The 25,987-nt window shown below is 52.6% G+C and carries 23 protein-coding genes; 15 read left to right on the top strand and 8 right to left on the bottom strand.

The features are described from left to right. Positions 1-31 precede the first annotated feature (31 nt). From GZ59_RS06925 to GZ59_RS06910, 4 genes are all read left to right on the top strand, one after another. On the top strand, positions 32-1,276 hold the full coding sequence (locus GZ59_RS06925; RefSeq protein ID WP_011092985.1) for an MFS transporter: 1,245 nt from the start codon (positions 32-34) through the stop codon (positions 1,274-1,276). A gap of 133 nt (positions 1,277-1,409) precedes the next feature. Then, on the top strand, positions 1,410-2,480 hold the full coding sequence (locus GZ59_RS06920; RefSeq protein WP_039290838.1) for a sugar phosphate isomerase/epimerase family protein: 1,071 nt from the start codon (positions 1,410-1,412) through the stop codon (positions 2,478-2,480). Beyond that, positions 2,477-3,628, top strand: coding sequence for a Gfo/Idh/MocA family protein (locus GZ59_RS06915; protein ID WP_039290836.1), 1,152 nt, complete (start codon positions 2,477-2,479; stop codon positions 3,626-3,628). The genes GZ59_RS06920 and GZ59_RS06915 overlap by 4 nt, the downstream gene beginning before the upstream one ends. Before the next feature lie 124 nt (positions 3,629-3,752). Then, positions 3,753-4,733, top strand: a complete 981-nt coding sequence (locus GZ59_RS06910) for a LacI family DNA-binding transcriptional regulator (RefSeq protein ID WP_039290834.1) — start codon at positions 3,753-3,755, stop codon at positions 4,731-4,733. 78 nt (positions 4,734-4,811) lie between these two features. Here GZ59_RS06910 and GZ59_RS06905 read toward each other — a convergent pair whose 3' ends face one another. The 5 genes from GZ59_RS06905 to GZ59_RS22710 all read right to left on the bottom strand — a co-directional run bounded on the left by GZ59_RS06905 (position 4,812) and on the right by GZ59_RS22710 (position 8,858). Further along, positions 4,812-5,675: a sugar phosphate isomerase/epimerase family protein gene (locus GZ59_RS06905; RefSeq protein ID WP_181023440.1), complete on the bottom strand. Its 864-nt coding sequence runs from the start codon at positions 5,673-5,675 to the stop codon at positions 4,812-4,814. Positions 5,676-5,912: 237 nt separating this feature from the next. Next, entirely contained in the window at positions 5,913-6,971 is a 1,059-nt protein-coding gene (gene modC / locus GZ59_RS06900; RefSeq protein WP_039290829.1) for a molybdenum ABC transporter ATP-binding protein ModC, read from the bottom strand. After that, on the bottom strand, positions 6,971-7,660 hold the full coding sequence (gene modB / locus GZ59_RS06895; RefSeq protein WP_011092979.1) for a molybdate ABC transporter permease subunit: 690 nt from the start codon (positions 7,658-7,660) through the stop codon (positions 6,971-6,973). Before modB ends, modC begins: the two co-directional genes overlap by 1 nt. Next, positions 7,660-8,430, bottom strand: coding sequence for a molybdate ABC transporter substrate-binding protein (gene modA / locus GZ59_RS06890; RefSeq protein WP_039290825.1), 771 nt, complete (start codon positions 8,428-8,430; stop codon positions 7,660-7,662). The genes modB and modA overlap by 1 nt, the downstream gene beginning before the upstream one ends. Before the next feature lie 272 nt (positions 8,431-8,702). Beyond that, on the bottom strand, positions 8,703-8,858 hold the full coding sequence (locus tag GZ59_RS22710) for an AcrZ family multidrug efflux pump-associated protein (protein WP_039275566.1): 156 nt from the start codon (positions 8,856-8,858) through the stop codon (positions 8,703-8,705). 196 nt (positions 8,859-9,054) lie between these two features. On the opposite strand from GZ59_RS22710, the gene modE reads away from it, so the two are divergent. The 10 genes from modE to gpmA all read left to right on the top strand — a co-directional run bounded on the left by modE (position 9,055) and on the right by gpmA (position 21,602). Next, positions 9,055-9,846, top strand: coding sequence for a molybdenum-dependent transcriptional regulator (modE, locus tag GZ59_RS06880; RefSeq protein ID WP_039290822.1), 792 nt, complete (start codon positions 9,055-9,057; stop codon positions 9,844-9,846). A gap of 59 nt (positions 9,847-9,905) precedes the next feature. After that, positions 9,906-11,381: a molybdate ABC transporter ATP-binding protein ModF gene (modF, locus tag GZ59_RS06875; RefSeq protein WP_039290820.1), complete on the top strand. Its 1,476-nt coding sequence runs from the start codon at positions 9,906-9,908 to the stop codon at positions 11,379-11,381. Positions 11,382-11,579: 198 nt separating this feature from the next. Further along, entirely contained in the window at positions 11,580-12,599 is a 1,020-nt protein-coding gene (gene galE, locus GZ59_RS06870; protein WP_011092974.1) for a UDP-glucose 4-epimerase GalE, read from the top strand. Between the two features lie 122 nt (positions 12,600-12,721). Continuing rightward, the gene (gene galM, locus GZ59_RS06865; RefSeq protein WP_011092973.1) at positions 12,722-13,768 is read left to right on the top strand and encodes a galactose-1-epimerase; all 1,047 of its coding nucleotides are present in this window, start codon (positions 12,722-12,724) and stop codon (positions 13,766-13,768) included. A 151-nt stretch (positions 13,769-13,919) separates the two neighbouring features. Beyond that, complete coding sequence (locus tag GZ59_RS06860) at positions 13,920-14,372, top strand: hypothetical protein (RefSeq protein ID WP_011092972.1); 453 nt, start codon at positions 13,920-13,922, stop codon at positions 14,370-14,372. A gap of 75 nt (positions 14,373-14,447) precedes the next feature. Then, a complete protein-coding gene (locus GZ59_RS06855) occupies positions 14,448-14,798 on the top strand; it encodes a copper-binding protein (protein WP_011092971.1) in 351 nt (116 codons plus the stop codon). A 12-nt stretch (positions 14,799-14,810) separates the two neighbouring features. Then, on the top strand, positions 14,811-16,070 hold the full coding sequence (locus GZ59_RS06850) for a TolC family protein (protein WP_011092970.1): 1,260 nt from the start codon (positions 14,811-14,813) through the stop codon (positions 16,068-16,070). Then, positions 16,067-17,578, top strand: a complete 1,512-nt coding sequence (locus GZ59_RS06845; RefSeq protein WP_039290817.1) for an efflux RND transporter periplasmic adaptor subunit — start codon at positions 16,067-16,069, stop codon at positions 17,576-17,578. Before GZ59_RS06850 ends, GZ59_RS06845 begins: the two co-directional genes overlap by 4 nt. After that, positions 17,575-20,712 carry an efflux RND transporter permease subunit gene (locus GZ59_RS06840; RefSeq protein WP_039290815.1) on the top strand — a complete coding sequence of 1,046 codons (3,138 nt, stop codon included), beginning with the start codon at positions 17,575-17,577 and terminating at the stop codon, positions 20,710-20,712. The genes GZ59_RS06845 and GZ59_RS06840 overlap by 4 nt, the downstream gene beginning before the upstream one ends. Positions 20,713-20,849: 137 nt before the next feature. Continuing rightward, positions 20,850-21,602 (top strand): 2,3-diphosphoglycerate-dependent phosphoglycerate mutase, encoded by a 753-nt coding sequence (gene gpmA, locus GZ59_RS06835; RefSeq protein WP_011092967.1) that lies wholly within the window; start codon positions 20,850-20,852, stop codon positions 21,600-21,602. Positions 21,603-21,676: 74 nt separating this feature from the next. Here gpmA and aroG read toward each other — a convergent pair whose 3' ends face one another. Then, a complete protein-coding gene (gene aroG, locus GZ59_RS06830; RefSeq protein ID WP_011092966.1) occupies positions 21,677-22,732 on the bottom strand; it encodes a 3-deoxy-7-phosphoheptulonate synthase AroG in 1,056 nt (351 codons plus the stop codon). Positions 22,733-23,027: 295 nt separating this feature from the next. Between aroG and zitB the strand changes: the two genes are divergently transcribed. Beyond that, a complete protein-coding gene (gene zitB / locus GZ59_RS06825; protein WP_039290811.1) occupies positions 23,028-23,990 on the top strand; it encodes a CDF family zinc transporter ZitB in 963 nt (320 codons plus the stop codon). Between the two features lie 7 nt (positions 23,991-23,997). On the opposite strand, the gene pnuC is transcribed toward zitB, so the two are convergent. Both pnuC and nadA read right to left on the bottom strand, forming a co-directional pair. Further along, positions 23,998-24,723, bottom strand: a complete 726-nt coding sequence (gene pnuC / locus GZ59_RS06820) for a nicotinamide riboside transporter PnuC (protein WP_039290809.1) — start codon at positions 24,721-24,723, stop codon at positions 23,998-24,000. Between the two features lie 58 nt (positions 24,724-24,781). Then, positions 24,782-25,843, bottom strand: coding sequence for a quinolinate synthase NadA (nadA, locus tag GZ59_RS06815; protein WP_011092963.1), 1,062 nt, complete (start codon positions 25,841-25,843; stop codon positions 24,782-24,784). Between the last annotated feature and the right edge of the window lie 144 nt (positions 25,844-25,987).

Raw genomic sequence — 25,987 nt, 5'->3', positions numbered from 1 at the left:
TGTAATCGATTACTTTTAAGAGGGATACCGCATGGTTTCTTCATCTGAAAACACAGCTACCAAATCGTTACAACCGGCCTTCGTCGTTCCCAGACTGTCACTCATGATGTTTTTAGAGTTCTTCATCTGGGGTTCATGGTCGGTTACGTTGGGCTTGGTTATGACACAGCATAATCTGGCTGCCATGATTGGCGACGCCTTCTCTGCCGGACCGATCGCCTCGATCCTTTCTCCGTTTGTGTTGGGTATGGTGGTCGATCGCTTCTTCCCCTCACAGAAAGTCATGGCGCTGCTGCACCTGATCGGGGCCATCATTTTATGGTTTGTTCCCAGTGCGTTGACCAGCGAGAACGGCACCCAACTGCTGATACTCCTGTTCGCCTACACGCTGTGCTTTATGCCAACGCTGGCGTTAACTAACAACATTGCATTTCATAGCCTGAGTAACAGTGAAAAAAGCTTTCCCGTTGTGCGGGTTTTCGGCACGATCGGCTGGATCGTTGCCGGGGTCTGCATCGGGATGGCTGGCATCGCCGCAAGCGTCAATATTTTCTACGTTGCCTCCGCTTGCTCCGCCATTCTGGCAGCCTACAGCCTGACGCTGCCACATACTCCAGCGCCCGCAAAAGGCTCACCGCTGGCATTACGCGATCTGTTCTGTGCCGATGCATTTGCGCTGCTGAAGAAAAGCCATTTCCTGGTGTTTGCCATCTGCGCCATGCTGATCTCGATTCCACTAGGCACCTACTATGCTTACACCGCCTCCTTCCTGAGCGATGTCGGCATCAGCAACGTCAGTACCGCTATGTCGTTCGGCCAGATGTCCGAAATCTTCTTCATGCTGATCATCCCGCTGCTGTTTAGAAGACTGGGTGTGAAATACATGCTGTTCATCGGCATGCTGGCGTGGTTCGTACGTTACGCATTCTTCGCACTCGGCGTGAACGAAGAAACCCGCTGGCTGCTCTATATCGGCATCCTTCTCCATGGCGTGTGCTATGACTTTTTCTTCGTCATTGGCTTCATCTACACCGACCGCATCGCCGGGGAAAAAATCAAAGGTCAGGCCCAAAGTCTGGTGGTTCTGTTCACCTACGGAATTGGCATGCTGCTGGGATCGCAGGTTTCCGGTGCGATTTATAACCGTCTCTTCGACAACGGCACGCTAAATGAGCCCGCAATCTGGACCTCTTTCTGGTGGATCCCTGCGGTCGCCGCTGCCGCTATCGCCATCATTTTCCTCTTCTCGTTCAAATATAAAGAGGAGCAGGCCTAACCGTCTGATACCGATTATTTAAGGAGAAAACGGGATGAGGCCGCTTAATGCACTCATCCCGTTTTCTCCACTACTGCTATCGCAATCGTGCAACGGTATTGATAACCACACCCCGTTGCCAAAGGAGGTAATAATGAAAACGTTAAAAGGACCGGGTATTTTTCTCGCCCAGTATATTGGCGATCAGGCTCCCTTTAACTCGCTGGAAAATCTGGCGCAATGGGCAGCCGGATTAGGCTTTAAAGCGCTGCAAATTCCCTGTAACCATCCGCATATATTCAACCTAGCCACCGCCGCCGACAGCCAAACGTACTGTGATGAGGTGAAAGGCCTGCTGGCACAGCACGGGCTGACCATCAGCGAACTGTCGACTCATTTGGAAGGACAACTTGTTGCCGTCCACCCTGCTTATGACGATGCTTTTGACGATTTCGCCCCACCAGCCTACCGCCGCAATCCACAAGCTCGCCAGCAGTGGGCCATCTCAGCAATAAAGCAGGCGGCAAAAGCCTCTTCACGCCTAGGGCTCAACGCCCACGCCACATTTTCCGGCGCGCTGGCCTGGCCTTATTTTTACCCGTGGCCACCGCGTAAAGAAGCCCTGATTCAGGAAGCCTTTAAAGAACTCGGCCGACTGTGGACGCCGATCCTCGACTGTTTTGACGAGCACGGCGTGGATGTGTGTTACGAGCTACATCCCGGCGAAGATTTACACGACGGCGTAACTTTTGAACGCTTCCTTGATGTCGTCAATCATCACCCGCGCGCCAACATTCTTTACGATCCCAGCCATATGCATTTACAGCAGATGGACTACCTCGGTTTTATCGATCGCTACCATGCGCGAATCAAAGCGTTCCATGTGAAAGATGCGGAATTTACTCCATCGAGCAAAAGCGGCGTCTACGGCGGCTATCAGTCATGGGCTGAACGCGCCGGGCGCTTCCGTTCACCGGGAGATGGACAGATCGATTTTGGCGCTATCTTCAGCAAACTTGCCCAATACGATTACGACGGCTGGGCGGTGCTTGAGTGGGAATGCTGCCTGAAAGACAGCAACTGTGGTGCGAAAGAAGGTGCGGCGTTCATCAATCGCCACATTATTCCCGTCGCTCAGCGCGCCTTTGACGATTTTGCTGCCACCAGCGACGATCGTCCGTTGGTAAGAAAAATGTTGGGATTAAAAGAGGAGGATGCAGAATGATCCGCGTTGGCATTATTGGTTCCGGTTTTATTGGCCCGGCACATATAGAGGCAATTCGTCGCCTCGGCTTTGTTGACGTGGTGGCGCTGGCGGAAAACTCGCTGGATGTCGCTCAACAGAAAGCCCGGCAGCTCAACATTCCTCATGCCTACGGCAGCGTCGCTGATTTGTTAAATCACCCAGACATCGATGCCATCCACAACTGCACGCCAAACCATCTCCATGCAGCGATCAATAAGCAGATTATTCAGGCAGGCAAACACGTTTTTTCGGAAAAGCCGCTGTGTATGACCAGCGAAGAAGCGCGTGAACTGGTCGCACTGGCAGAAGAAAAAGGGGTTGTCCACGGCGTCAGCTTTGTCTATCGCCAATTTGGCATGGTGCAGCAGGCAGCCAGCATGATTAAGCGTCAGGAAATAGGCCGACTCTTTGCGGTGCACGGCGGCTATCTGCAAGACTGGATGCTGCACGACACCGACTATAACTGGCGTGTTGAACCCGAGTACGGTGGTATTTCCCGTGCAGTAGCCGACATCGGCTCACACTGGTGCGATACGGTACAGTTTATTTCCGGCCGGAAAATTGTCGAAGTCTTCGCAGATTTCGCTATCGTCCATCCGATCCGCAAATCTAATCGGAATGGCACCGCCACGTTCTCATCATCCGATAGACCGCCCGAGTACGACGACAAACCGGTTAAAACCGAAGATTACGCGACCGTTTTACTGCGCTTTGATGATGGTAGCCGCGGATCGTTTACCGTTTCTCAGGTCAGCGCAGGCCGGAAAAACCGCCTGACGTTCGAAGTGAATGGTAGCGAGCAATCGCTGGCCTGGGATCAGGAAACACCGCAGCAGCTATGGATCGGCCATAGAGATAAACCCAATCAGCTGTTGTCGGACGATCCATCGTTGCTAAACCCAGAAGCCGCCGCCGCAGTCCATTTCCCCGGTGGGCATATCGAGGGCTGGCCGGATGCGTTCAAAAATATGATGGCGAATTTTTACACCTACCTGCGCGATGGTAAAAAACCCGGCGTCGATCCGTTCAATTTCGCCACCTTCTACGATGGTGCGAACATCATGTTCATCATTGATGCCATCGTGCAAAGTCACCAGCAGCAAGCGTGGGTGAAGGTCGCCGATTAAGGCATCAGGCCGCTCATTCTCTTATGGCATTCATCCCGCAGGTACAACGCCCGCGGGATGCAGCCAGAGATATTTATGGTAATCTGCTCAGCCAAGCATAAGTAGCGTGAGTGCCTTCTGAATTATGTCGATTCAAAAAATAGCACGGATAGCGGGTGTCTCGGTCGCAACGGTTTCACGGGTGTTGAACAACATTGATACCGTGAAGCCGCAAAACCGGGAACGTGTTCTCAATGCGATAAAAAACAGTAACTATCAGCCGAATTTACTAGCCCGACAGCTACGTACCGCACGCAGCCACATGCTCTTGGTCATGGTTTCCAACATTGCCAACCCTTTCTGCGCCGATGTGGTAAAAGGCATTGAGGCGGAAGCGGAAGAAAATGGCTACCGCATACTTCTATGCAATTCCGGCTCTGATATCGTTCGCGCCCACTCCAGCCTGCAACTGCTGTCCGGTAAAATGGTCGATGGCGTGATTACCATGGACGCCATTTCGACGCTGTCAGCGCTTCAGGACATGATTGGCACCGCGCCTTGGGTACAGTGCGCCGAGCATGATGATACCTCCGCCGTTTCATCCGTCGGTATTGATGATGCAGAGGCGTCCCGTTTCGTCATTAATCACTTTATTGGCAAAGGCCGCCGCCGTATCGCCATGATTAACCACGATATGAATTACCTCTATGCCCAGCAACGAGAGAAAGGCTATCGTGACGTTATCGCGGAAAATGCGTTTGATTATGGCAAAGTAGAATACGCTAATGCGCTGAGCTATGAAGGCGGAAAAGCGGCAATGACCGCGCTACTTCACGCCCCAGAACGCCCGGATGCCGTCTTTGTAGTATCCGATACGCTGGCAGCAGGCGCATTATCGGCAATTAACGAGGGAGGACTGCGCGCGCCACAGGATATTGCCGTGATCGGTTTCGACGGTTCGGAACTGGGCTACATCACCTCACCGCAGCTCAGCACTATTCAGCAGCCGTCTGCGCATATCGGCAGAGAAGCCGTGAAGTTACTGTTACAACAGATTGACCAGCCTGCCAGCGAAACAGAAAAGCGCTTACTGGAATGGACGTTTGTCGAACGGGCATCCAGCTAACCCACGCAGAATACACCGTTCATAACCCCACTTTTGACAGCCTGCGGTTCGCTGACCGCAGGTTGATATCTCTATTTCTTACTTACTTTTTACCTTACTCAGTTTTTCATATAACGCCTGGTAGGCGGCGGAAATAATGGCCTGCGGATCTTTCGGCAAATCATGCTCAGCAACAAACCATTGGGTGCCCGCTTTGGCCGCCGCTGGGAGAATCTCTTCCCACGCCAAAATGCCCTCGCCCGGTGGGGCAAAGTTCATTTCATCATCGCGGATACCGATGGAGGTATTGTCTTTCGCATGAATCGAGTAGATACGGCCTTTGTACTGGCGCAGAAGGCGCGTAGGATCCTGCCCTCCTCGGGATACCCAGGCAACATCCATTTCCAGCATCAGGTTCTCAGGCTCTGCGGCATCTAACATAATTTCCAGCGCCGTTTTGCCGCGATACTTCTTCATCTCAAAATTATGGTTGTGATAAGCCAGCTGCATACCCTGCTTCTTCAGTTCACGCCCAAGGTCGTTCATTTCTGTACCAAAGCGCTGCCATCCCTCTGCGCTATTCGGTCGGTCTTCAACATTTAGCCACGGCACGATAATCATGCGGTTGCCAATTGCTTTGTTAAAGGCCACAACCTCAGCCATATTACTTTTCAGTTCGCCAAGCTGGACATGTGCAGCAATGGCTTTTAACTGATATTTCCCCAGCAACCCTTTCATTTCTGACGCACTAATACCGTGCGTCCCGACGAGTTCAACCGCTTTAAACCCAGCGTTGTGCGCCATAGAGAATTGCTCATCAAGCGTACTAACGCTACGCAGCGTATACATCTGCAACGCTATTTTCTGATTTTCTGCTGGACGCTCAGCAAGCGCCAGACCAGATGAAACCATCAACAACAGCGGTATCGCGAACGCACGGCGTAACAATGTCATACAAGGCATATCCTTCTCCTATTTTTATCCCGTAGCACAGGTGAAAACAAAAAGTAATCGATTACTTTTTATGATGAAAAAATAATGAAGCCGGGATAACTTATCTGACTACCTTGTTCACACGGTAGAAAAAACGAATTGAAAATCACTCTCAATCCTCAATTTGTTATCTTAGTCACAAAATATCGGCTGTTCAACACAATAGACCGAGCGATGCAGGACACTACCTTACCGCTCAGCCTATGTTTACGCCGTAATCGACACACTCTTAATCTGCGCATAGAGCATTTTCCCCGGATGAAGCGCGAGATCGTCACGTGCCCACGGTGTAATACGGGACCACAGCGTCTGCTGGCCAACGGCCAGCTTCACTTCAACCTGTCCATCGACATCAATGCATTCCTCCACGCAGGCACGCAGCACATTACGGATACTGCTTTTTTCCGGCGGCTGTAGCACCAGAGAGACATCGGCGGCATTCACGCGAATGCGCAATACGGCATCCTGCGGCAGCTCGACTTTTCCGACCCATACCTGCTGGTCGTCTAATGCCAATGCCGTCATTGCGTAATGCTCATGCTGTGCCAACACGCGCACACTCAGAATGCTGCTCTGCTCATCTTTCGGTAACCAAGGGCGTAACGCGCTACTGGCCCACACCTCTTCCAGCAGCCCCTGCGCTTTCACCTTGCCTTTATCAAGCACCACAACATGATCGGCTAACCGGACAATTTCTTCCAGACTATGGCTGACATACAGAATAGGAATATTGACCTCTTTCGCCAACCGTTCCAAATAGGGCAACAGCTCACGCTTTCTGGGCAGATCCAGCGATGCCAGCGGCTCATCCATGAGCAGCAATTCTGGCGCAGTCAGCAACGCCCGACCAATCGCAACGCGCTGTTTTTCTCCGCCAGATAGCGTCAGCGGGTAGCGATTAAGTAAATGCTCAATACCCAGTAAATTGACGATGTCATCGAACTGCGATGCCATTTTTTCAGCCATGCCGTAGCGCAAATTACCGCGTACACGATAATGCGGAAACAGGCGAGCATCCTGAAACACATAACCGATGTGTCGTTTTTCTGGCGGTAGGAAAACACGCTGCTGCGTATCCACCAGCACATGGTCATTGAGCACAATCCGGCCGCCATCAGGTCGGGTCAGGCCAACAACAGCGTTGATCAGTGAGGTTTTTCCTGCCCCAGACACACCGAAAATAGCGGTAATACCGTTGGCGGGCAGTTCAGACTGAACGTGGAGTTCAAGGCTACCCAGCTGTTGATGAAAATCGAGTTGCAGCATTATCCCCCCAACCGCTTGCGGCTCCAGTTTGTTAGCCACTCCGATGCCATCAGCGCAGCCAACGACAAGACGATGGCAATGATGCACAGCCTTGCTGCATCAGCTTCTGCTCCGGGTGTTTCAATCAGGGTATACATCGCCAGTGGAATGGTTCGGGTTTCGCCGGGAATATTGGAGACAAACGTAATGGTCGCGCCAAACTCGCCGAGCGAACGAGCAAACGCCAATACGGTTCCAACCACGATTCCAGGAAAAGAGAGCGGTAACGTGATGGTGAAAAACACGCGCCAAGGTGAGGCACCCAGTGTCCGGGCGGCTTGTTCCAGATGCGTATCGACGGCATCAAGCGACAGCCGGATCGCTCGAACCATAAGCGGAAACGCGACAATCGCCGACGCTAACGCAGCACCGCGCCAGCTAAAACTAAAGCTGAAGCCGAACCAGTCATAAAGCCAGGAACCGATTACGCCGCGTCTTCCCATCGCCACCAGCAACAAATAACCAATGACCACGGGTGGCAACACCAATGGTAAATGGATAATGCTATCCAGCAGTGATTTGCCGGGAAACCGACAGCGCACCAAAACCCACGCCATCAGTATCCCAAACGGCAAGCTGCACGCCACAGCCACAACGGAAACTTTGAGGCTCAGCTCAACCGCCTGCCATTCGTAATCGCTCAGCATCATTAACGCGGCGCGAAGCCGTAACGTTTAAACACTGCGGCCGCTTCAGGTGTTTTCAGATAGTCATAAAAGCCGGTAACCGCAGCGTTTTTATGCTCTTTCACTATCGCCATCGGATATTCGACAGGCTTGTGGCTCGCCGCTGGGAACGTACCGATGACCTTAACTTTATCGCTAGCAACCGCATCAGAACCATAAACAATACCGAGCGGGGCTTCTTCACGTTCCACCAGCGCCATGGCTGCGCGCACATTATTGGCTCGCGCCATCAGCGGGGAAAGCTCGTCCCAGGCTTTCAGATTCTGTAACGCTTCCTTAGCATAGATCCCAGCAGGCACATGATCGGGGTCGCCAACGGCCAGACGTCCGTCTTTCAGCAGGCTTTTCCAGTCCGTTTTATCGTCAATGTTAATCTCTTTCTGCGCACTCGCCTTCGGCGCAATCACTACCAGCTCATTGCCCAGCAGCGTATGGCGCGTAGCGATATCCATCAGGTTTTTATCTTGCGCATAGTCCATCCACTGTTGGTCAGCGGAGATGAACAGATCGGCAGGCGCACCTTGCTCAATCTGGCGAGCCAGCGTTGAAGATGAGGCATAAGACGCCACGACAGCGACGTTTTTCTCTTTCTGATATTGCGTAGCGATCTCCTGCAACGCATTCGTCAATGATGCCGCGGCGAACACCGTGACTTTATCTTCTGCCACCGCGGGCAACGCCATTCCTGCACTGAGTGTCAATGCGGCGAACCATTTTAACCATTGCTGCTTCATTCTTGTCTCCTGACAATTATCGTTGTGTAAATAATAATATAACGAATTATGAAGAAGTGTCATGCGCTTTAAAGAGGTAGATACACCCGTCATACTTCAAGTTGCATGTGCGTTGGCTGCGTTCAGTCACCCGAATCACTTACTTGAGTAAGCTCATCGGGATTCCTTCTCTTGCCGCCTGCCTGAAACTCGAATTATCTAGGGGTATATTAGGAGGTAGAAAAGAAATGTCCGGCAAGAAGCCGGACATCAAAATAGAAAAGGATCGTGAATCAGTGCTGATTCTTTGCGCGCTGACCGTCAGAATGACCGATGCGGGACAACACGTTAAATACTTCGCCCAGGCAATAAATCGCACCCATGATAATCACCATCATCACAGGAACCATGGCAACTGCAAACAGCAGGCTCTTCAACAACTCCAACATGCTTACCTCACTTATTGCAACGGTTACCGCTACTCTAGCCCTTTTGGTACGCTATTTCACCGTAAACCGAAATCGTCGTAATTGTGATCTAGTCTACCGCAGTAAGAGAAAATAGTGCGTCTATTTGTGCGATTTGCCCCTGATGAAGAAAATAGCGACAATACAGAGAATTAAACTCACCGACGGTGCTCCCACTATGCAGGCTGAAATTCTTCTCACCCTGAAACTCCAACAGCGTTTATTCGCCGACCCGCGGCGTATTGAATTGCTCAAGCAAATTCGTCATACCGGTTCAATCAGTCAGGGAGCCAAACTGGCGGGAATTAGCTACAAAAGCGCATGGGATGCCATCAATGAGATGAACCAACTTTCCGAGCAAACCATCGTCGAGCGCATGACCGGCGGCAAAGGCGGCGGCGGTGCGCAACTCACCCGTTATGGCGAACGCCTTCTTCAATTGTATGATTTGCTCGCACAGATTCAGCAAAAAGCTTTTGATGTCTTACAGGAAGACGGGCTGCCGTTGGATAGCCTGCTGGCAGCCATCGCGCGTTTCTCTCTGCAAACCAGTGCACGTAATCAGTTTTTTGGAACCGTGCTCGCACGCGGTGAAGAGCAGGTGCAACAACATCTGGATATTTTACTTGCCGATGGTAAAACAACGATCAGCGCGCTGATTACGCAACAAAGCGCCGAGCGCCTGCAATTACAGAAAGGGAAAGAGGTGCTGGCCCTGATTAAAGCACCGTGGATCGATGTGTACGCCGCCACATCCACCGCGCCTGTCGTTGATAACGTCTTGCCAGGGCAAATTCAGGCCATTCAGCACGGTGCGGAAAACAGCGAAATTCTGATTACGTTGACGGGGGGAGAGACCTTGTGCGCCATGGTGCCAAATACCTTGCTTGAACAGCAAAAACTGCAACAGGGAATGGACGTGAAAGCCTGTTTTCATGCCGACCGAGTCATCATCGCCACGCTTTGTTAATAACGCTGAATGCTGTAGACCACTAGAGCAGGCCATCGGCCACTGACGAAGGAGAGAAGATGTCATTGTTGAAAATCACGCAAGGATTGTTTCGTCTCAGCGATACCCGCATGTTGCGTTTGGACGAACTGACGCTTGAACAAAACCAGTGCTGGGCCTTTGTCGGGGCCAACGGAAGTGGTAAATCGGCACTGGCGCGGGCGCTATCTGGCGAACTGCCATTATTGAGTGGTGAACGAACAACGAGGTTTCAGCATCCTGTTCGCCTGTCGTTTGAACAATTGCAAAAGCTGGTTTCCGACGAGTGGCAACGCAATAACACCGATCTCCTGAGTGAAGGTGAAGATGACACCGGCCGCACTACGGCAGAAGTGATTCAGGATAGCCTCAACGATCCCACACGTTGCCAACAGTTGGCATGCCAGTTTGGTATTGCGCATTTGCTAGAGCGTCGCTTCAAGTACCTCTCGACGGGGGAAACACGCAAGGCAATGCTTTGTCAGGCACTGATGCCTCAGCCCGATCTGCTGATCCTTGATGAGCCTTTTGATGGGCTGGACGTCACCTCCCGCCAGCAGCTTGCTGATGAGCTACGGAAACTGGTAGACACGGGCTATACGCTGGTACTCATTCTGAACCGGTTTGACGACATCCCTGATTTTATCAACCATATTGGTGTGCTGGCAGACTGTACGCTGACCCGCATTGGTGAGCGTAAAGCTATTCTCTCTGAAGCGCTGGTGGCACAGCTCGCTTTTAGCGAAAAACTGTCGGGAAGTTCGCTGCCAGAACCCGAAGATCCACAACGGCATGTGACACTTCCCGCCGATGAAGCACGTATTCTGCTACGCAACGGCGTGGTGCAGTACAACGATCGCCCCATTCTGCATGAGCTGACATGGGAAGTGTTTCCCGGCCAGCATTGGCAGATTATCGGGCCAAATGGCGCAGGGAAATCGACGCTGCTCAGCCTGATTACCGGCGATCACCCGCAAGGCTATAGCAATGATCTCACCCTATTTGGCCGTAAGCGCGGCAGCGGTGAAACCATCTGGGATATCAAGCGCCACATCGGCTACGTTAGCAGCAGCTTGCATTTGGATTACCGCGTCAGCACCAGCGTACGCAACGTCATCCTGTCTGGTTTTTTTGACTCTATCGGTATTTATCAGGCCGTCTCCGATCGTCAACGTCACCTGACCGAACAGTGGCTCATCCTGCTTGGGCTCAGTGGCGCTATCGCCGATACGCCGTTTCAATCGCTCTCTTGGGGCCAGCAGCGTCTGACGCTGATTGCCCGCGCGTTAGTCAAACACCCTGCCCTGCTCATCCTTGACGAACCTCTACAGGGGCTTGATCCGCTCAATCGCCAACTGGTTCGCCGCTGGCTGGATATCTTGATTGGCGAGGGAGAAACGCAGCTACTCTTTGTCTCTCACCACGCAGAAGACGCGCCCGAGTGCATCACACACCGGCTCACTTTCGTCCCACACAATGACATCTATCGCTACCAGATTGATGAATTATGTAAATAACACCTGGAAATAGGGATGATAACGCTACCACAAAATAAAATATAGAGTAGAAAGTCAGGCTCATTTACACTGTAGCCTACGCTTTACTATATTTATTCGTAAAAAAATCATCGATAACATAGGCAGATTCTCGCTGTAGATCACCTTTATCAGCATCTAGTCATGTTATTTTGCAGCATTACAGTAATAGAGGTCATTATGAACGTTCTTGTCACAGGTGGTAGCGGTTACATAGGAAGTCATACTTGCGTACAATTGCTGGCTGCTGGGCACACACCCGTCATTCTCGATAACTTGTGCAACAGCAAGGCTAGCGTCGTTAAAACCATTACACGTCTAACCGATAAGACGCCCATTTTTTATCAGGGAGATATCCGCGACAGCGCACTGCTGGACGATATTTTCGCTAAGCACGCCATTGATTCCGTCATCCACTTTGCCGGCTTAAAAGCCGTGGGTGAATCGGTGCGTGAACCCCTGAGCTACTATGACAATAACGTTTACGGTACGCTCGTGCTGGTTGAAGCGATGAAGAAAGCAGGCGTGAGAAGCTTGATTTTTAGCTCCTCCGCTACCGTTTATGGCGATCAACCGCACACACCTTATCAGGAAAGTTTCCCGACCGGACAACCAGCCAGCCCTTATGGCCGTAGCAAGCTGATGGTTGAGCAAATTCTGCAAGACTTACAGCATGCGGAACCAGAATGGAGTATTACGCTGTTGCGTTATTTCAACCCAGTCGGTGCCCATCCCTCTGGCGAGATGGGCGAAGATCCGCAGGGTGTTCCCAATAATCTGATGCCATACATCGCTCAGGTTGCTGTAGGACGTCGCGACTCACTAGCGATCTTCGGTAATGACTACCCTACCGTTGACGGTACTGGTGTACGCGATTACATCCACGTCGTCGATTTGGCTGACGGTCATATCGCCGCCATGAATACCCTGCAAAATCGTGCTGGCGTACATATTTATAACCTGGGTGCAGGCGTAGGCTACAGTGTATTGCAGGTCGTCGAAGCCTTTAGTCAGGCCTGTGGTAAGCCGCTGGCTCACCATTTTGCCCCACGCCGCCAAGGCGACCTGCCTGCTTATTGGGCAGATGCCGAACGTGCGGCGAAAGATCTTAACTGGCGCGTCACGCGCTCATTGCAAGAAATGGCGCAGGATACCTGGCGCTGGCAATCCAACCACCCTAATGGGTACGAAGAGGCATAACTGCGTTTTTTACGCCAGGTGACAAATTAAGGGGAAGATAAGCTGAGTTAATTTCTGCCGCCTTCCCCAGCATTACACGCATCGCCACCCTCTATCTTGTCGGGCCTCTACAGGAGCAAGTCATGTTGAATGAAAGTCTTGGCACGCTGGCACCAGATGGTCAGCCGTTTCAATTAACGACCTTGCAGAATCACGCAGGCATGCGTGTATGCCTGATGGACTGGGGTGCAACCTGGCTTTCCTGTGAGCTACCGCTGCCAGAGGGTGAAATACGCGAAGTCCTATTGGGCTGTGCATCGCCCCAACAGTATCCGCAACAAAACGCTTATCTCGGTGCATCGATTGGCCGCTATGCCAACCGCGTAGCCAAAGCCACATTAACCCGAGAGACCGAAACCTTTCATCTGGTTCCGAATCAGAACGAGCATCAATTGCACGGTGGCCCGGAAGGCTTCCATGCCCGCCGCTGGCGAATTGCGAGTCAGGATGCAACGCAGGTGACTTACCAATTGCACTCACCGGATGGCGATCAAGGGTATCCAGGGCATCTTAATGTGCAAGTGACCTACGCGCTGACCGAACATAATTCGTTAGAAATCGCGTATCAGGCTACCGTGGAGAAAGCCTGCCCTGTCTGCCTGACCAATCACGCATATTTCAACCTTGATGGCGATGTGACTGATGTACGTAAGCACCAGTTGCAGCTATTTGCCGACTATTATTTACCCGTCAATAGTGCGGGCATTCCTAACGCCGATCTGACGCAGGTAAACGCTACCGGAATGGATTTCCGCCAGCCAAAAACGCTGGAGGAAGATTTCCTACGCGATAGCGATCAAATGGCTGTTGGCGGCTACGATCACGCCTATTTATTGCATCGCACCTGTGGATCCAGCGAAAGCCCGGCTGCAAATTTGTGGTCATCCGATGGCCGCGTGCTGATGAGCGTTTTCACCAGCGCTCCTGCCTTACAGCTCTATAGCGGTAACTTTCTGACCGGAACACCATCGCGAGACGGTGGTCAGTATGAAAACTATGCCGGTGTCGCGCTGGAAAGCGAATTCCTGCCTGACAGCCCGAATCATCCAGACTGGCCGCAGCCCGACTGCTGGCTGAAACCGGGGAAAGTCTATCGCTCGGACACCACGTACCAATTTCTCATCCAGTAACCACACGATTAAATATAATTAACTCGTTGATAACATTGGCAGATGAGTATCTGCCAATTTACAAAACTACTTTACAAAACTATGCCATTCCCCGCTTGCCCCCTTCCAGCTTAGGCGCTTACACTGCAATGACGTCCAAAAAGGAAACGCCATGTCCGCATCATCACGGTCTCCATTACTCATTCATCATCTGCGCCATAAAGGCAGGTGGGGATGGCTATTGGTATTGTGCTGGCTTTTCCTGAATGCACAACTGGCTATCGCAGGTCATCAATGCGACATGACGCTCAGCCAGACATCCCCCGCTATCCAGCATCAGGTACATCTGCAACAGGCTGACGTTCAGCCGTTATCGTCTAACGCGCATCATGCAGCTAAAGCGTCTTACGCTGCCGACCAACAAACGCCGTTGTGTGAAAAACACTGCGTGCCGGATAGCGTGAAGCAGGATAGCGGCTCACTGGCATTATTAGCACTGCCAGTCAGCGGTGAACTGGTTTTAGCTGATAACCCTGTGACGATCAAGCAGGCATGCGATGCCTGGTTCTCTCCTCCTGCGGCTGGCCCTCCGGCCGAGATCCGCTTCTGCCGATTCAGAGAATAACCCAAGTTATTGATAACTCCTGCGCCAGCGGGCGCAACATCTTGTTTATCAATTACTTTTATTGGGATTATTTTTATGCGTATCACTTACTCGGCCATGTTCAGCAGCCTGATTTTTTTCGTATCCTCCTTCACCATCCCCGCGTGGGCAAACGATCACCAGCATCACGCGATGATGCATACCAATCCCCCTGCGGCCACAGCCGTTTATCAGACAACTGGGATTGTTAAGCAGTGGAACGCCGATAGCGTAACGCTCTCTCACGCCCCGGTTGCCGATCTAAAATGGCCCGCCATGACGATGGCATTCACGCTGCCGTCCAGTGGCGAAATAACGCCGCTCCCTGTCAACACGTCAGTCACTTTCAGCTTTGTCCAGAATGACAGCGGCTACACTCTGACCGCGATTACGCCACAGCAACCCTAACCGGAGCACATCATGAACTTATCCAAACACGACGCCACGCGCGTGTGTCTGGCGATGTTGCTGTGGCTGCCTGCCGCCGTTTTTGCGGCAGATCTGAGTCTTGAGCAGGCCTTACAGGCAGCGGAACGTTACTCCGCCGATCTGTCAGCCAATCAACACCAGATTAATGCGCTACAGAACATGGCCGACTCCGCCACACAGCTTCCCGACCCTAAACTAAAATTTGGCGTCGAGAACCTGCCATTGGGCGGCAACAACGGTAGCCGACTCACGCGGGAAGGGATGACTATGCAGCGTATCGGCGTCATGCAAACCTACGTCAGCAGCCGTAAGCGTGATAGCAAAGCTCAGGCCATTCGGGTAGAAGCCGATGCGCTGCAAAGTAATAGCGAAAGTATTCGTGCTCGCCTGCAACGGGAAACGGCACAGGCATGGCTGGATCTGGCGCTCTCACAGAAAGCGTTGAGCGAGGTAACAGCGCCGGTCACCGAAAGTCAGCGACAGATCGCCTCACAAAAAGCAAGTGTGGCGGCAGGTAGTGAAGCGAGTAGCGTGCTGGATGCCCGCCTGACGTTGGCAACGATGCAAGACAAACAGGCCGATGCCGAGCGAGATACCCGCATCGCACATGCCCGGCTGGTACAGCTTACCGGCATTGCAGATATCAATGTAAACGGCGAACTTCCCCGCTTTGAACGGCTACCAGCTTCACCGGATGTGTTGAGCAACACCATTCATCAGCACCCAGAAATGCAACAGGCACAGCGAGAAGCCGAGTTGGCTCAGGCTCGTTCCGCACAGTCAGCCGTTGCCGCCATCCCTAATGTCGATGTTGAAGTCTATTACGCGAAGCGTGGAGATGATTACGATGACATGGCGGGCATGATGGTGACGGTCGATCTGCCGCTGTTCAAATCTAAGCGTCAGGATAAGGACTACGCCGCAGACGTATCGCGCAGCATGGAGGCCCGCGACAGAGTATTGCTCACCGAACGAGAACATCAAGCGCAACTCGATACGCTGATTGCTCAATATCAAGCCGCGCAGTCACGCTGGCAGCGTCAGAACAACGAGATTCTCCCCCTCCAACAGCAGCGCATCAAACTGATTCAGGTTCAGTATCAATCCGGTAGCAGTAATCTCTCTGCCGTATTGGATGCACGTCGGGCACTGCTCGAAAGCCGGATTGCCGTTCAGGATACCGCTCGGGAAATGGCTCAATATTGGGCCGCTATCCGCTATCTAACGCCACAGGGAAGCCCTACGCGATGACTAAAATAGTAACGAAAAAATCACTGATGCTTAGCCTGATGACGCTGGCTATTCTCAGTGCAGGTGGCGTGGGCTATCTGGTTGGCAAACAGCAAACACCGCACTCGCCTTCTACGGCCGAGCCAGAACGATCCGTACTCTATTGGTACGACCCAATGGTGCCGGACAAGCGTTTCGACAAACCGGGAAAATCGCCATTTATGGATATGGAATTGGCTCCCCGCTATGCCGATGACGTGCAGGAAGATGGCGGAATCACCGTCAGCGCGCGTCAGCAGCAAAATCTTGGCGTTCGCACAGCCCGCGCGGAAATGCGCGAACTTGCCGATCGCACCACAGGCTATGGCACCGTCGTGCTCAACGAACGTGGATTACACACCCTGGTCGCGCCTAGCGGCGGCATTGTCGAGAAGCTCACGGTCAATGCACTGCAACAGCAGGTGAAGAAAGGCGAGACGCTCGCCACGTTGTGGAACCCAACCTGGGCGGCGGCACAGCGCGAATATCTTGCAGTACGGCAACTGGACGACGAAATACTGACCCAATCGGCTCGCCAGCGATTGGCGCTACTATTCATGCCGGAAGCCATTATTCGACAGGTTGAGCGTAGTGGTAAACCGCAAGACAGGATTGCGATTACCGCGCCGGTAGATGGCTACGTTAATAAGCTGGAGGTGCGGCAGGGCGTGCAGTTGAACCCTGCCCAGTCGTTATTCGAGCTTGCCAGCCTGAACCCTGTGTGGGTAGATGTCGATTATCCCGAGGCGCAGGCGGCGCAGTTAACGATAGGCAGCGACATCAGCGCCACCAGCAGTGCCTGGCCGGGCAAAACTTTCCACGGCAACATCAGTGAACTGCTTCCCGTGTTGGATAGTACGACGCGTACGTTAAAAGCGCGCGTCGTGCTAGATAACCCGCAACAGCAGCTCAAACCCGGCATGTACCTGACTGTCCAACGATCTCACACTCAGGCACAACCGCGTCTGGCGATCCCGCAGGAAGCCTTGTTAGTCAGCGGTAGCCAAAATCGTGTCTTGCTAAGCGACGGTAGCGGCCATTTCACCCCGCGCCGCGTCACCGCGGGCGCATCGTTGGGCGACTGGGTGGAAATCATTGATGGGCTGAAAGAAGGCGACAACGTGGTCACCTCTGGTCAATTCCTGATTGACTCCGAAGCCAGCCTACGCAGCGCCCTGCCACAATTTGATGCTGACACATCGATATCCCCAACAACATCGGCAACGCCCGCCGCTCCCGTTGGTTATCAAACGCAGGGAGTGCTCAAAGCGATAAACGGCAATCAGGTCACCATTGAGCATGAAGCCGTTCCAGCACTCAACTGGTCGCCAATGACGATGGATTTCACGCTGCCATCGTCAGGGCTGCCACAGGGTGTGGGGATCGGTAGCACTGTTAGTTTCCAGTTCAACATGGACGATAGCGGGATTCACGTTCTGCATTTTTTACCCGCTGACGATCCACATGCCGGACATGGAGGTCATCCATGATTGCCTACGTGATTCGCTGGTCGCTCAAAAACCGTCTGCTGGTTCTACTGGCGGCGCTGTTCATGGCGACGTGGGGCCTGCTTTCTCTGCAAAAAACGCCGCTAGATGCCCTGCCCGATTTGTCTGACGTACAGGTCATCATTCGTGTCAGCTATCCGGGTAAAGCGCCACAGGTCGTAGAAAATCAGGTGACCTACCCGCTGACGACCACCATGCTTTCTGTACCAGGTGCCAAAACGGTACGGGGCTTTTCCATGTTCGGTGACGCCTACGTCTATGTGCTGTTTGAAGATGGCACCGATCCTTACTGGGCACGCTCTCGCGTACTGGAATATCTCAGTCAGGTGCAATCCAGCCTGCCTGCCGAGGCCAAAACCTCGCTCGGCCCGGATGCCACCGGTGTCGGCTGGATCTACGAATACGCGCTGGTTGATCGCAGCGGCAAATACAGTCTGGCCGATCTGCGCGGCTTTCAGGATTGGCTGTTGAAGTATGAGCTGAAAACCGTTCCCGATGTGGCGGAAGTCGCCAGCGTGGGCGGCATGGTCAAACAATATCAGATCGTCGTCGATCCAGAGCGCATGCGGACGCAGGGCATCACCCATCAGCAGATCGTCACTGCCGTTCAGGCAGCGAATCAGGAAAATGGCGGTTCCGTGCTGGAGTTGGGTGAAGCCGAGTACATGGTACGAACCACCGGTTACCTGAAAACTGCACAAGACTTTAACCACGTAGTTATTACCACCCGCAACGGTATTCCCGTGCTATTGCAGGATGTCGCCACGCTCAGAGAAGGACCGGAGATGCGGCGCGGCATCGCCGAACTGAATGGCGAAGGCGAAGTGGCTGGCGGCATTATCGTTATGCGCTATGGAAAAAACGCGCTGAATACATTGCATGCCGTCAAAGCACGATTACAGGAAATACAAAAAAGCCTGCCCGCAGGCGTGGAGATCATCCCAACCTACGATCGCTCGCAGCTGATTGAACACGCTATCGACACGCTTAGCTTCAAACTACTGGAAGGGTTTGCCGTTGTCGCCGTCATCTGCGCCCTGTTCCTGTTTCACTTCCGTTCAGCGCTGGTGGCCATTATCAGCCTGCCGCTGGGGATTCTGGGGGCATTTATCATCATGCGTTATCAGGGGGTGAACGCTAACATCATGTCGCTAGGCGGTATCGCGATTGCCATCGGTGCCATGGTGGATGCTGCCATCGTGATGATAGAGAACATGCATAAAGTCATTGAACAGTGGCGGCATGAAAACCCAGGGAAACAGCCGCAGAATAACGAGTGGTGGCAGTTGGCAGAACGGGCTGCGGTAGAAGTGGGTCCCGCGCTGTTTTGCAGTCTGCTAATCATTACGCTGTCGTTTGTGCCGGTGTTCTCACTGGAGGCGCAGGAAGGTCGCATGTTTTCACCGCTGGCCTTTACCAAAACCTATGCCATGGCCGTCGCCGCCGGATTAGGGATTACGCTGGTGCCGGTGTTAATGGGGTATTTCGTACGCGGCAAAATACCGGACGAGCAGGCGAACCCGATTAACCGTTGGCTGATCGCGCTCTATCATCCCGTACTGCAAAAAGTGCTGAGCTATCCGAAGACCACGCTGCTGGTTTCCGGCCTGCTATTGCTACTGACGCTATTTCCGCTTAGCCGTTTGGGAAGCGAATTTATGCCGCCGCTGGATGAGGGCGACCTGCTGTATATGCCTTCTACCCTGCCCGGCATCTCCGCACGGGAAGCTGGGCGACTGCTGCAACAAACTGACAGGTTGATTAAAACAGTGCCCGAAGTCGAGTCGGTTTTCGGCAAAGCGGGCCGAGCCGATACGGCGACTGACCCTGCACCGCTAACCATGCTGGAAAGCACGATCAGGCTGAAACCACGCGATCAGTGGCGTGAGGGCATGACCATGGACAAGCTGGTTGCCGAATTGGATCGTACCGTCAACCTGCCGGGCATCGCCAACGTGTGGGTCCCCCCTATCCGTAACCGTCTGGACATGCTGGCCACTGGTATCAAAAGTCCGGTGGGCATTAAGGTTAACGGAAACAATCTGGAGGATATCGAACGTACCGCCGCGCAAATCGAGCAGGTGGTAAAACAGGTTCCGGGCGTGACGTCTGCGCTGGCGGAAAGGCTGGCGGGCGGGCGCTATATCGATATTGATATCGATCGTCAACGCGCCGCACGCTACGGCGTGTCCGTCGAAGAACTTCAGTCGGTGGTCGCTACGCTAATCGGTGGGCAAAACATCGGTGAAACCATTGAAGGCCGCCAGCGTTATCCCATCAACATCCGCTACCCACGTGAGTTACGCGATTCGCTGCAAAAATTGCGCGACCTGCCCATCGTAACGGCCAATGGCAGTAGAGTAACGCTGGCAGAACTGGCCGATGTTCGCGTCAGCGAAGGGCCGCCTATGCTGAAAAGCGAAAACAGTCGACTGTCGGACTGGATTTATGTCGATCTACGCGGTCGCGACCTGAAATCCGCCGTTGACGACATGCAGCAGGCCGTCGCCCAGCAGGTCACGCTGCCGGAGGGCGTGTCGTTAAGCTGGTCCGGTCAGTTTGAATATCTGGAGCGCGCCACGGAGAAAATGAAAGTTGTCGTGCCCTTTACGCTACTGATCATTTTTGTGCTGCTGTATATCACCTTCAACCGCATCAAAGATGCACTGCTGATTATGGCAACCTTACCCTTCGCGCTCATTGGCGGCGTCTGGCTACTCTATATCCTCGGCTATAATCTTTCTGTCGCCGGTGCGGTGGGCTTTATTGCACTGGCAGGTGTGTCGGCGGAATTTGGCGTAATCATGCTGCTGTACCTCAATCATGCGGTAGAAAAGCACCGCGTGGCGGGTCAGGCGCTTTCGCGCCAGCAGCTAATGGATGCCATCCACGAAGGGGCGGTTCTGCGCGTGCGACCGAAAATGATGACCGTGGCAACGATTATGGCGGGGCTGCTTCCCATCATGTGGGGAGGTGGTAGCGGCTCCGAAATAATGCAGCGGATCGCCGCGCCGATGATAGGCGGAATGGTTAGTGCCCCTCTGCTGTCAATGCTGGTGATTCCAGCGGTTTATCTGTTATTACACAAGGGAGATTCCGGTTTGCTGAAACGGTAAAGCCAGAGCGTGATTTTACGCAAATAACCTGCGGATAAATCACGCTTGCCATCGACTATCGATTGCCGATAACCGTTCTCCCCCCCTATAATGAAATCAGTTATCACAGAAATCTTAGGATAGGAAGGAGTTTAGCTATGGCTGTAACTAAGCTAGTACTGGTAAGACACGGTGAGAGCCAGTGGAACAACGAAAACCGCTTCACAGGCTGGTACGATGTTGATCTGTCCGAAAAGGGCCGTTCAGAAGCCAAAGCCGCAGGTCAGTTGCTGAAAGACGAAGGTTTTGCCTTTGATTTCGCGTATACCTCCGTGCTGAAACGTGCCATTCACACACTGTGGAGCGTACTGGACGAGCTGGATCAAGCCTGGTTGCCAGTTGAGAAATCCTGGAAACTGAATGAGCGCCACTACGGTGCATTACAGGGTCTGAACAAAGCAGAAACCGCTGAGAAATACGGTGATGAGCAGGTTAAACAATGGCGCCGTGGTTTCGCAATCACGCCTCCAGAGTTGACGCGTGATGACGAACGTTTCCCGGGCCACGATCCGCGTTACGCTTCTCTGAGCGACAAAGAGCTGCCACAGACTGAAAGCCTGGCGCTGACCATCGAACGTGTTGTGCCTTACTGGACCGAAACCATCCTGCCACGTATCAAGAGCGGTGAGCGCGTCATCGTCGCAGCTCACGGTAATTCACTGCGTGCACTGGTGAAATATCTGGACAACATGGGCGAAGACGAAATTCTGGAACTGAATATCCCAACTGGCGTGCCGTTGGTATATGAGTTCGACGAGAATTTCAAGCCAATCAAACGTTACTACCTGGGCAACGCGGACGAAATCGCCGCAAAAGCTGCCGCAGTAGCTAATCAGGGTAAAGCGAAGTAATTTACCTTTGAAATGAGAAAAACTCGGCAATCGCCGAGTTTTTTATTGTCCGCTATCTGTCACGCTATTCGATATTACTTATTGCGGCGCTCGCGTACAGCAGACGCTAACTGGCGCAACAGTGATTCTGTATCTTCCCAGCTAATGCAGGCATCGGTAACGCTACGGCCATAAACCAGAGGTTCGCCGCTTTCCAGATTCTGGTTGCCTTCAACCAGATGGCTTTCCACCATCACGCCCATAATCGCTTTTTCACCCTGTGCGATCTGCCCACAGACATCAGTACAGACTTCCATCTGCTTTTTGAACTGCTTGCTGCTGTTCGCATGGCTGAAATCGATCATGACCTGCGGTGTCAGGCCCGCTTTTTCCAAGCCAATTTTCACGTCTTTAACGTGCTCAGCACTATAGTTCGGCGTTTTACCACCACGCAGAATGATGTGGCAATCGTTGTTACCACTGGTGTTCACGATAGCCGAATGTCCCCATTTGGTGACAGACAGGAAGCAGTGCGGCGCACTGGCTGCGTTGATCGCATCAATCGCTACCTTGATCGTGCCGTCGGTGCCGTTTTTAAAGCCCACAGGACATGACAGGCCAGACGCTAATTCACGGTGTACCTGAGATTCTGTAGTACGTGCGCCAATAGCGCCCCAGCTCATCAGATCCGCCAGGTATTGCGGAGTAATCATATCGAGGAATTCACCCGCAGCAGGTAAACCGGTATCGTTAATTTCCAGCAGCAGCTGGCGGGCAATGCGCAAGCCGTCATTGATCTGGAAGCTATTATCCATGTGCGGATCGTTGATTAGCCCTTTCCAGCCAATCGTGGTGCGTGGTTTTTCAAAATAAACCCGCATGACCACTTCCAGATCGTCGCTCAGCTCGCTACGCAGCGTCAGCAGACGCGCAGCATACTCTTTCGCGGCTTTCGTGTCGTGGATCGAGCAAGGACCAATCACCACCAGCAGGCGGTCATCATTGCCGTTAAGAATTTTATGGATGGCTGTACGCGCGAACGATACCGTTTCCGCGGCCTTCTCCGTGGCTGGAAACTTTTCTAGCAAAGCAACCGGCGGCAAAAGTTCATTAATCTCTTTAATTCTTAAATCATCATTTTGGTAATTCATAAATAAATCCATCGGTTCCGAAACGGTATGTTAGCCCCATCCAATACGCGCCATCCCACCAGAGCGGGCAGCCTGAGAAACGGGATTTTTCATATTGAAGATTGATTATTATATGTCAAGCTGGTGTTATCAGGGCGCTGAAATCAGTGGAATTTACGCGATCAAATGCTCTCAGATGCCGCATCCGTCCTATTTTCACCAGAAAATAGCCCAGTTGACGGGTCGGAGAATCACAGGATAGGTTTTCTCTGTGGGTTTCAGTAAAGTGGGATAAAACCGCAACTCAGGATGATTTATGGCACACAACCACAGCCACACGGAATCAGGCAACAGTAAACGTCTGCTGGCCGCTTTTATCATTACCGCCACGTTTATGGTGGCAGAAGTTATTGGTGGCCTGCTGTCCGGCTCCCTAGCTCTGCTCGCGGATGCGGGTCATATGCTGACCGACGTCGCGGCGCTGTTCGTCGCGCTTGTCGCCGTGCGTTTCGCGCAGCGTAAACCGAATGCGCGCCATACCTTTGGTTATCTGCGGCTCACTACCCTTGCCGCCTTTGTGAACGCGCTAACGTTGATACTGATTACTGCCTTTATCTTCTGGGAAGCGATTCAACGCTTCTATGACCCTCAACCCGTTGCTGGCGTCCCGATGCTGCTTGTCGCCATTGCCGGGTTACTGGCAAACATCGTGGCGTTTTGGCTGTTACACCATGGTAGCGAAGAAAAAAATATTAACGTCCGCGCGGCGGCCCTACATGTGCTGGGCGATCTATTAGGGTCCGTTGGTGCGATTGCTGCCGCTATCATCATCCTTTATACCAACTGGACGCCTATCGACCCGATTCTCTCTATTTTGGTGTCATGTCTGGTGTTGCGTAGCGCCTGGGCGCTATTAAAAGAGAGTATTCACGAACTGTTGGAAGGCACACCGAGCCAACTCAGTGTTGAGGCACTACAGAAAGATGTGACGCTGAATATTCCCGAGGTCAGGAACATCCACCATGTTCATTTATGGCAGGTTGGCGAAAAACCGATGATGACGCTGCATGCACAGGTGGTGCCGCCTCACGATCACGATGCGCTGCTAAGACGTATTCAGGAATACTTACTGAAGCATTACCAGATTGAACACGCGACAATTCAGATGGAATATCAACGCTGTGATGATGACCACTGCTCTTTTCATCAGGAAAACCATCATTCGGCTATTCATGATGGTGAAAAGCATGATGCAGAAGGCCACCGCCACAAGCATTAAGTTTGGATTACACGCCGTTCGAAACCGCGCTGACGCGATTTTCCTTCGCGCTCTGAATCCACAGCCAAGAGCCGTTCAGGGCAATCAGCGTCAGGATCGCGTATTCTACCGCCATCGCATACACGCCCTGATAAGCAAAAATCACCACGCTTATCACATCAATCACCACCCACAGCAGCCAGTTCTCGACGTATTTACGCGTCATCAAGATCATCGCAACAATCGACAACACCATCATGGTGGAATCCCAGAATGGGAATGCATCCGGCTGAAGGTTCGGCATTTGTACCGTCAACCCCAGCCCCTGCATGCAGGAAACAGCGATCCGCGTTAGTACTGCAAACACCGCATCGATGTAGAACGTCATCAAGCCAATCGCGACAACGCAGGCTACCGACCAGCCAATGAGCTTCTGCACCGGTAGCCAGCGAATGCGTAACTCGACTTCCTGCGCATCTGTCTTACGCGTCCAGGCGTACCAGCCATAAATATTGGCGGCAAAGAAGAAAATTTGCAGCAATAAGCTGGCGTACAGCTGAATCTGGAAAAAAATCACGGCAAACAGCGTGACGTTAATCAACCCAAACAGATAGTTGATATTTTTTTCCTGACTCGCGAACCAGATACACAGCAAGCCAAATAGCGTGCCTATCGCCTCAATCCAGGAAAGGTCGTATCCCCCTTCGCCCAAAGGGATATGAATTAAAATATTACTGGTACTAAAAAAATCCATCTCACCACCCTGTCTCAATTATTGTAAGAAACCGCTATCAAGCTGCCTTGGATCTCCGTCAGGCATTCCCTTTCACACGCAATTTTAGCGAAGCAGCAAAATCCAGCATGCGATTCAACGGGATTAGCGCGCCTTCTCGCAAAGCGGCATCAACATGAATCTCATGGGCATGGCCACCCTGCTCCAGACCGTTAGCAATCGCCTCCAGTCCATTCATCGCCATCCATGGGCAGTGCGCACAGCTGCGACAGGTTGCCCCTTCGCCCGCGGTCGGCGCTTCCAGCAATGTTTTCTCCGGGCAGGCCTGCTGCATCTTGTAGAAAATACCGCGATCAGTTGCGACAATCAGTTCACGCTGTGGCAGCGTTTTCGCCGCTTGAATCAGCTGGCTGGTTGACCCAACCGCGTCAGCCATCTCTACCACGCTCTGCGGCGACTCCGGATGAACCAAAATTGCCGCATCGGGGTACAGAATCTTCATGCGTTGCAGCGCCTGCGTTTTAAACTCGTCATGCACAATGCACGCACCTTGCCAGCACAAAACATCTGCACCCGTCTGCTTTTGTACATAGCTCCCCAGATGGCGATCCGGTGCCCAGATAATCTTTTCTCCCAGGCTATCCAGATGCTCGATCAACTCTACCGCGATGCTGGATGTGACAACCCAATCTGCACGCGCCTTTACTGCCGCGGAAGTATTGGCATACACCACCACGGTCCTGTCCGGATGCGCGTCGCAAAAACGGCTGAACGCATCGATGGGACAACCGAGATCGAGCGAACATTCAGCCTCCAGCGTGGGCATCAGAATCGTCTTTTCCGGATTGAGTATCTTGGCGGTTTCCCCCATAAAGCGGACTCCCGCCACCAGCAGCGTCGATGCAGAATGAGTGCTACCAAATCGCGCCATTTCTAGCGAATCCGCTACACAGCCGCCGGTTTCTTCAGCCAGCGCCTGAATTTCAGGATCGGTATAATAGTGCGCGACCATGACAGCGTTTCTTTCCCGCAGTAGCGTCTTTATCCTGCTACGATAGTGCTGTTTTGCATCAACCGATAAGGGTCTGGGCTTCGGCGGAAAGGGATAAATAGTCTCATTGCTATCAAAAAGGATATTCATTATGGATTTCCACGATGACAACTCGGGTTGTAACACCTGATACTGGTCTACTATCAGCATCGGAGTTTTTTATCCTAAACAAAATACCGAAAACACGCCCTAAAGTCGCGGTGTTTTTTCCAAAAAACCCACCATTTTGTTTAC

Source organism: Pectobacterium atrosepticum, assembly GCF_000740965.1.
Lineage (GTDB): Bacteria > Pseudomonadota > Gammaproteobacteria > Enterobacterales > Enterobacteriaceae > Pectobacterium > Pectobacterium atrosepticum.
Note: the sequence above shows the minus strand (reverse complement) of the source record. Positions and strands in the feature narration are given on the sequence as shown.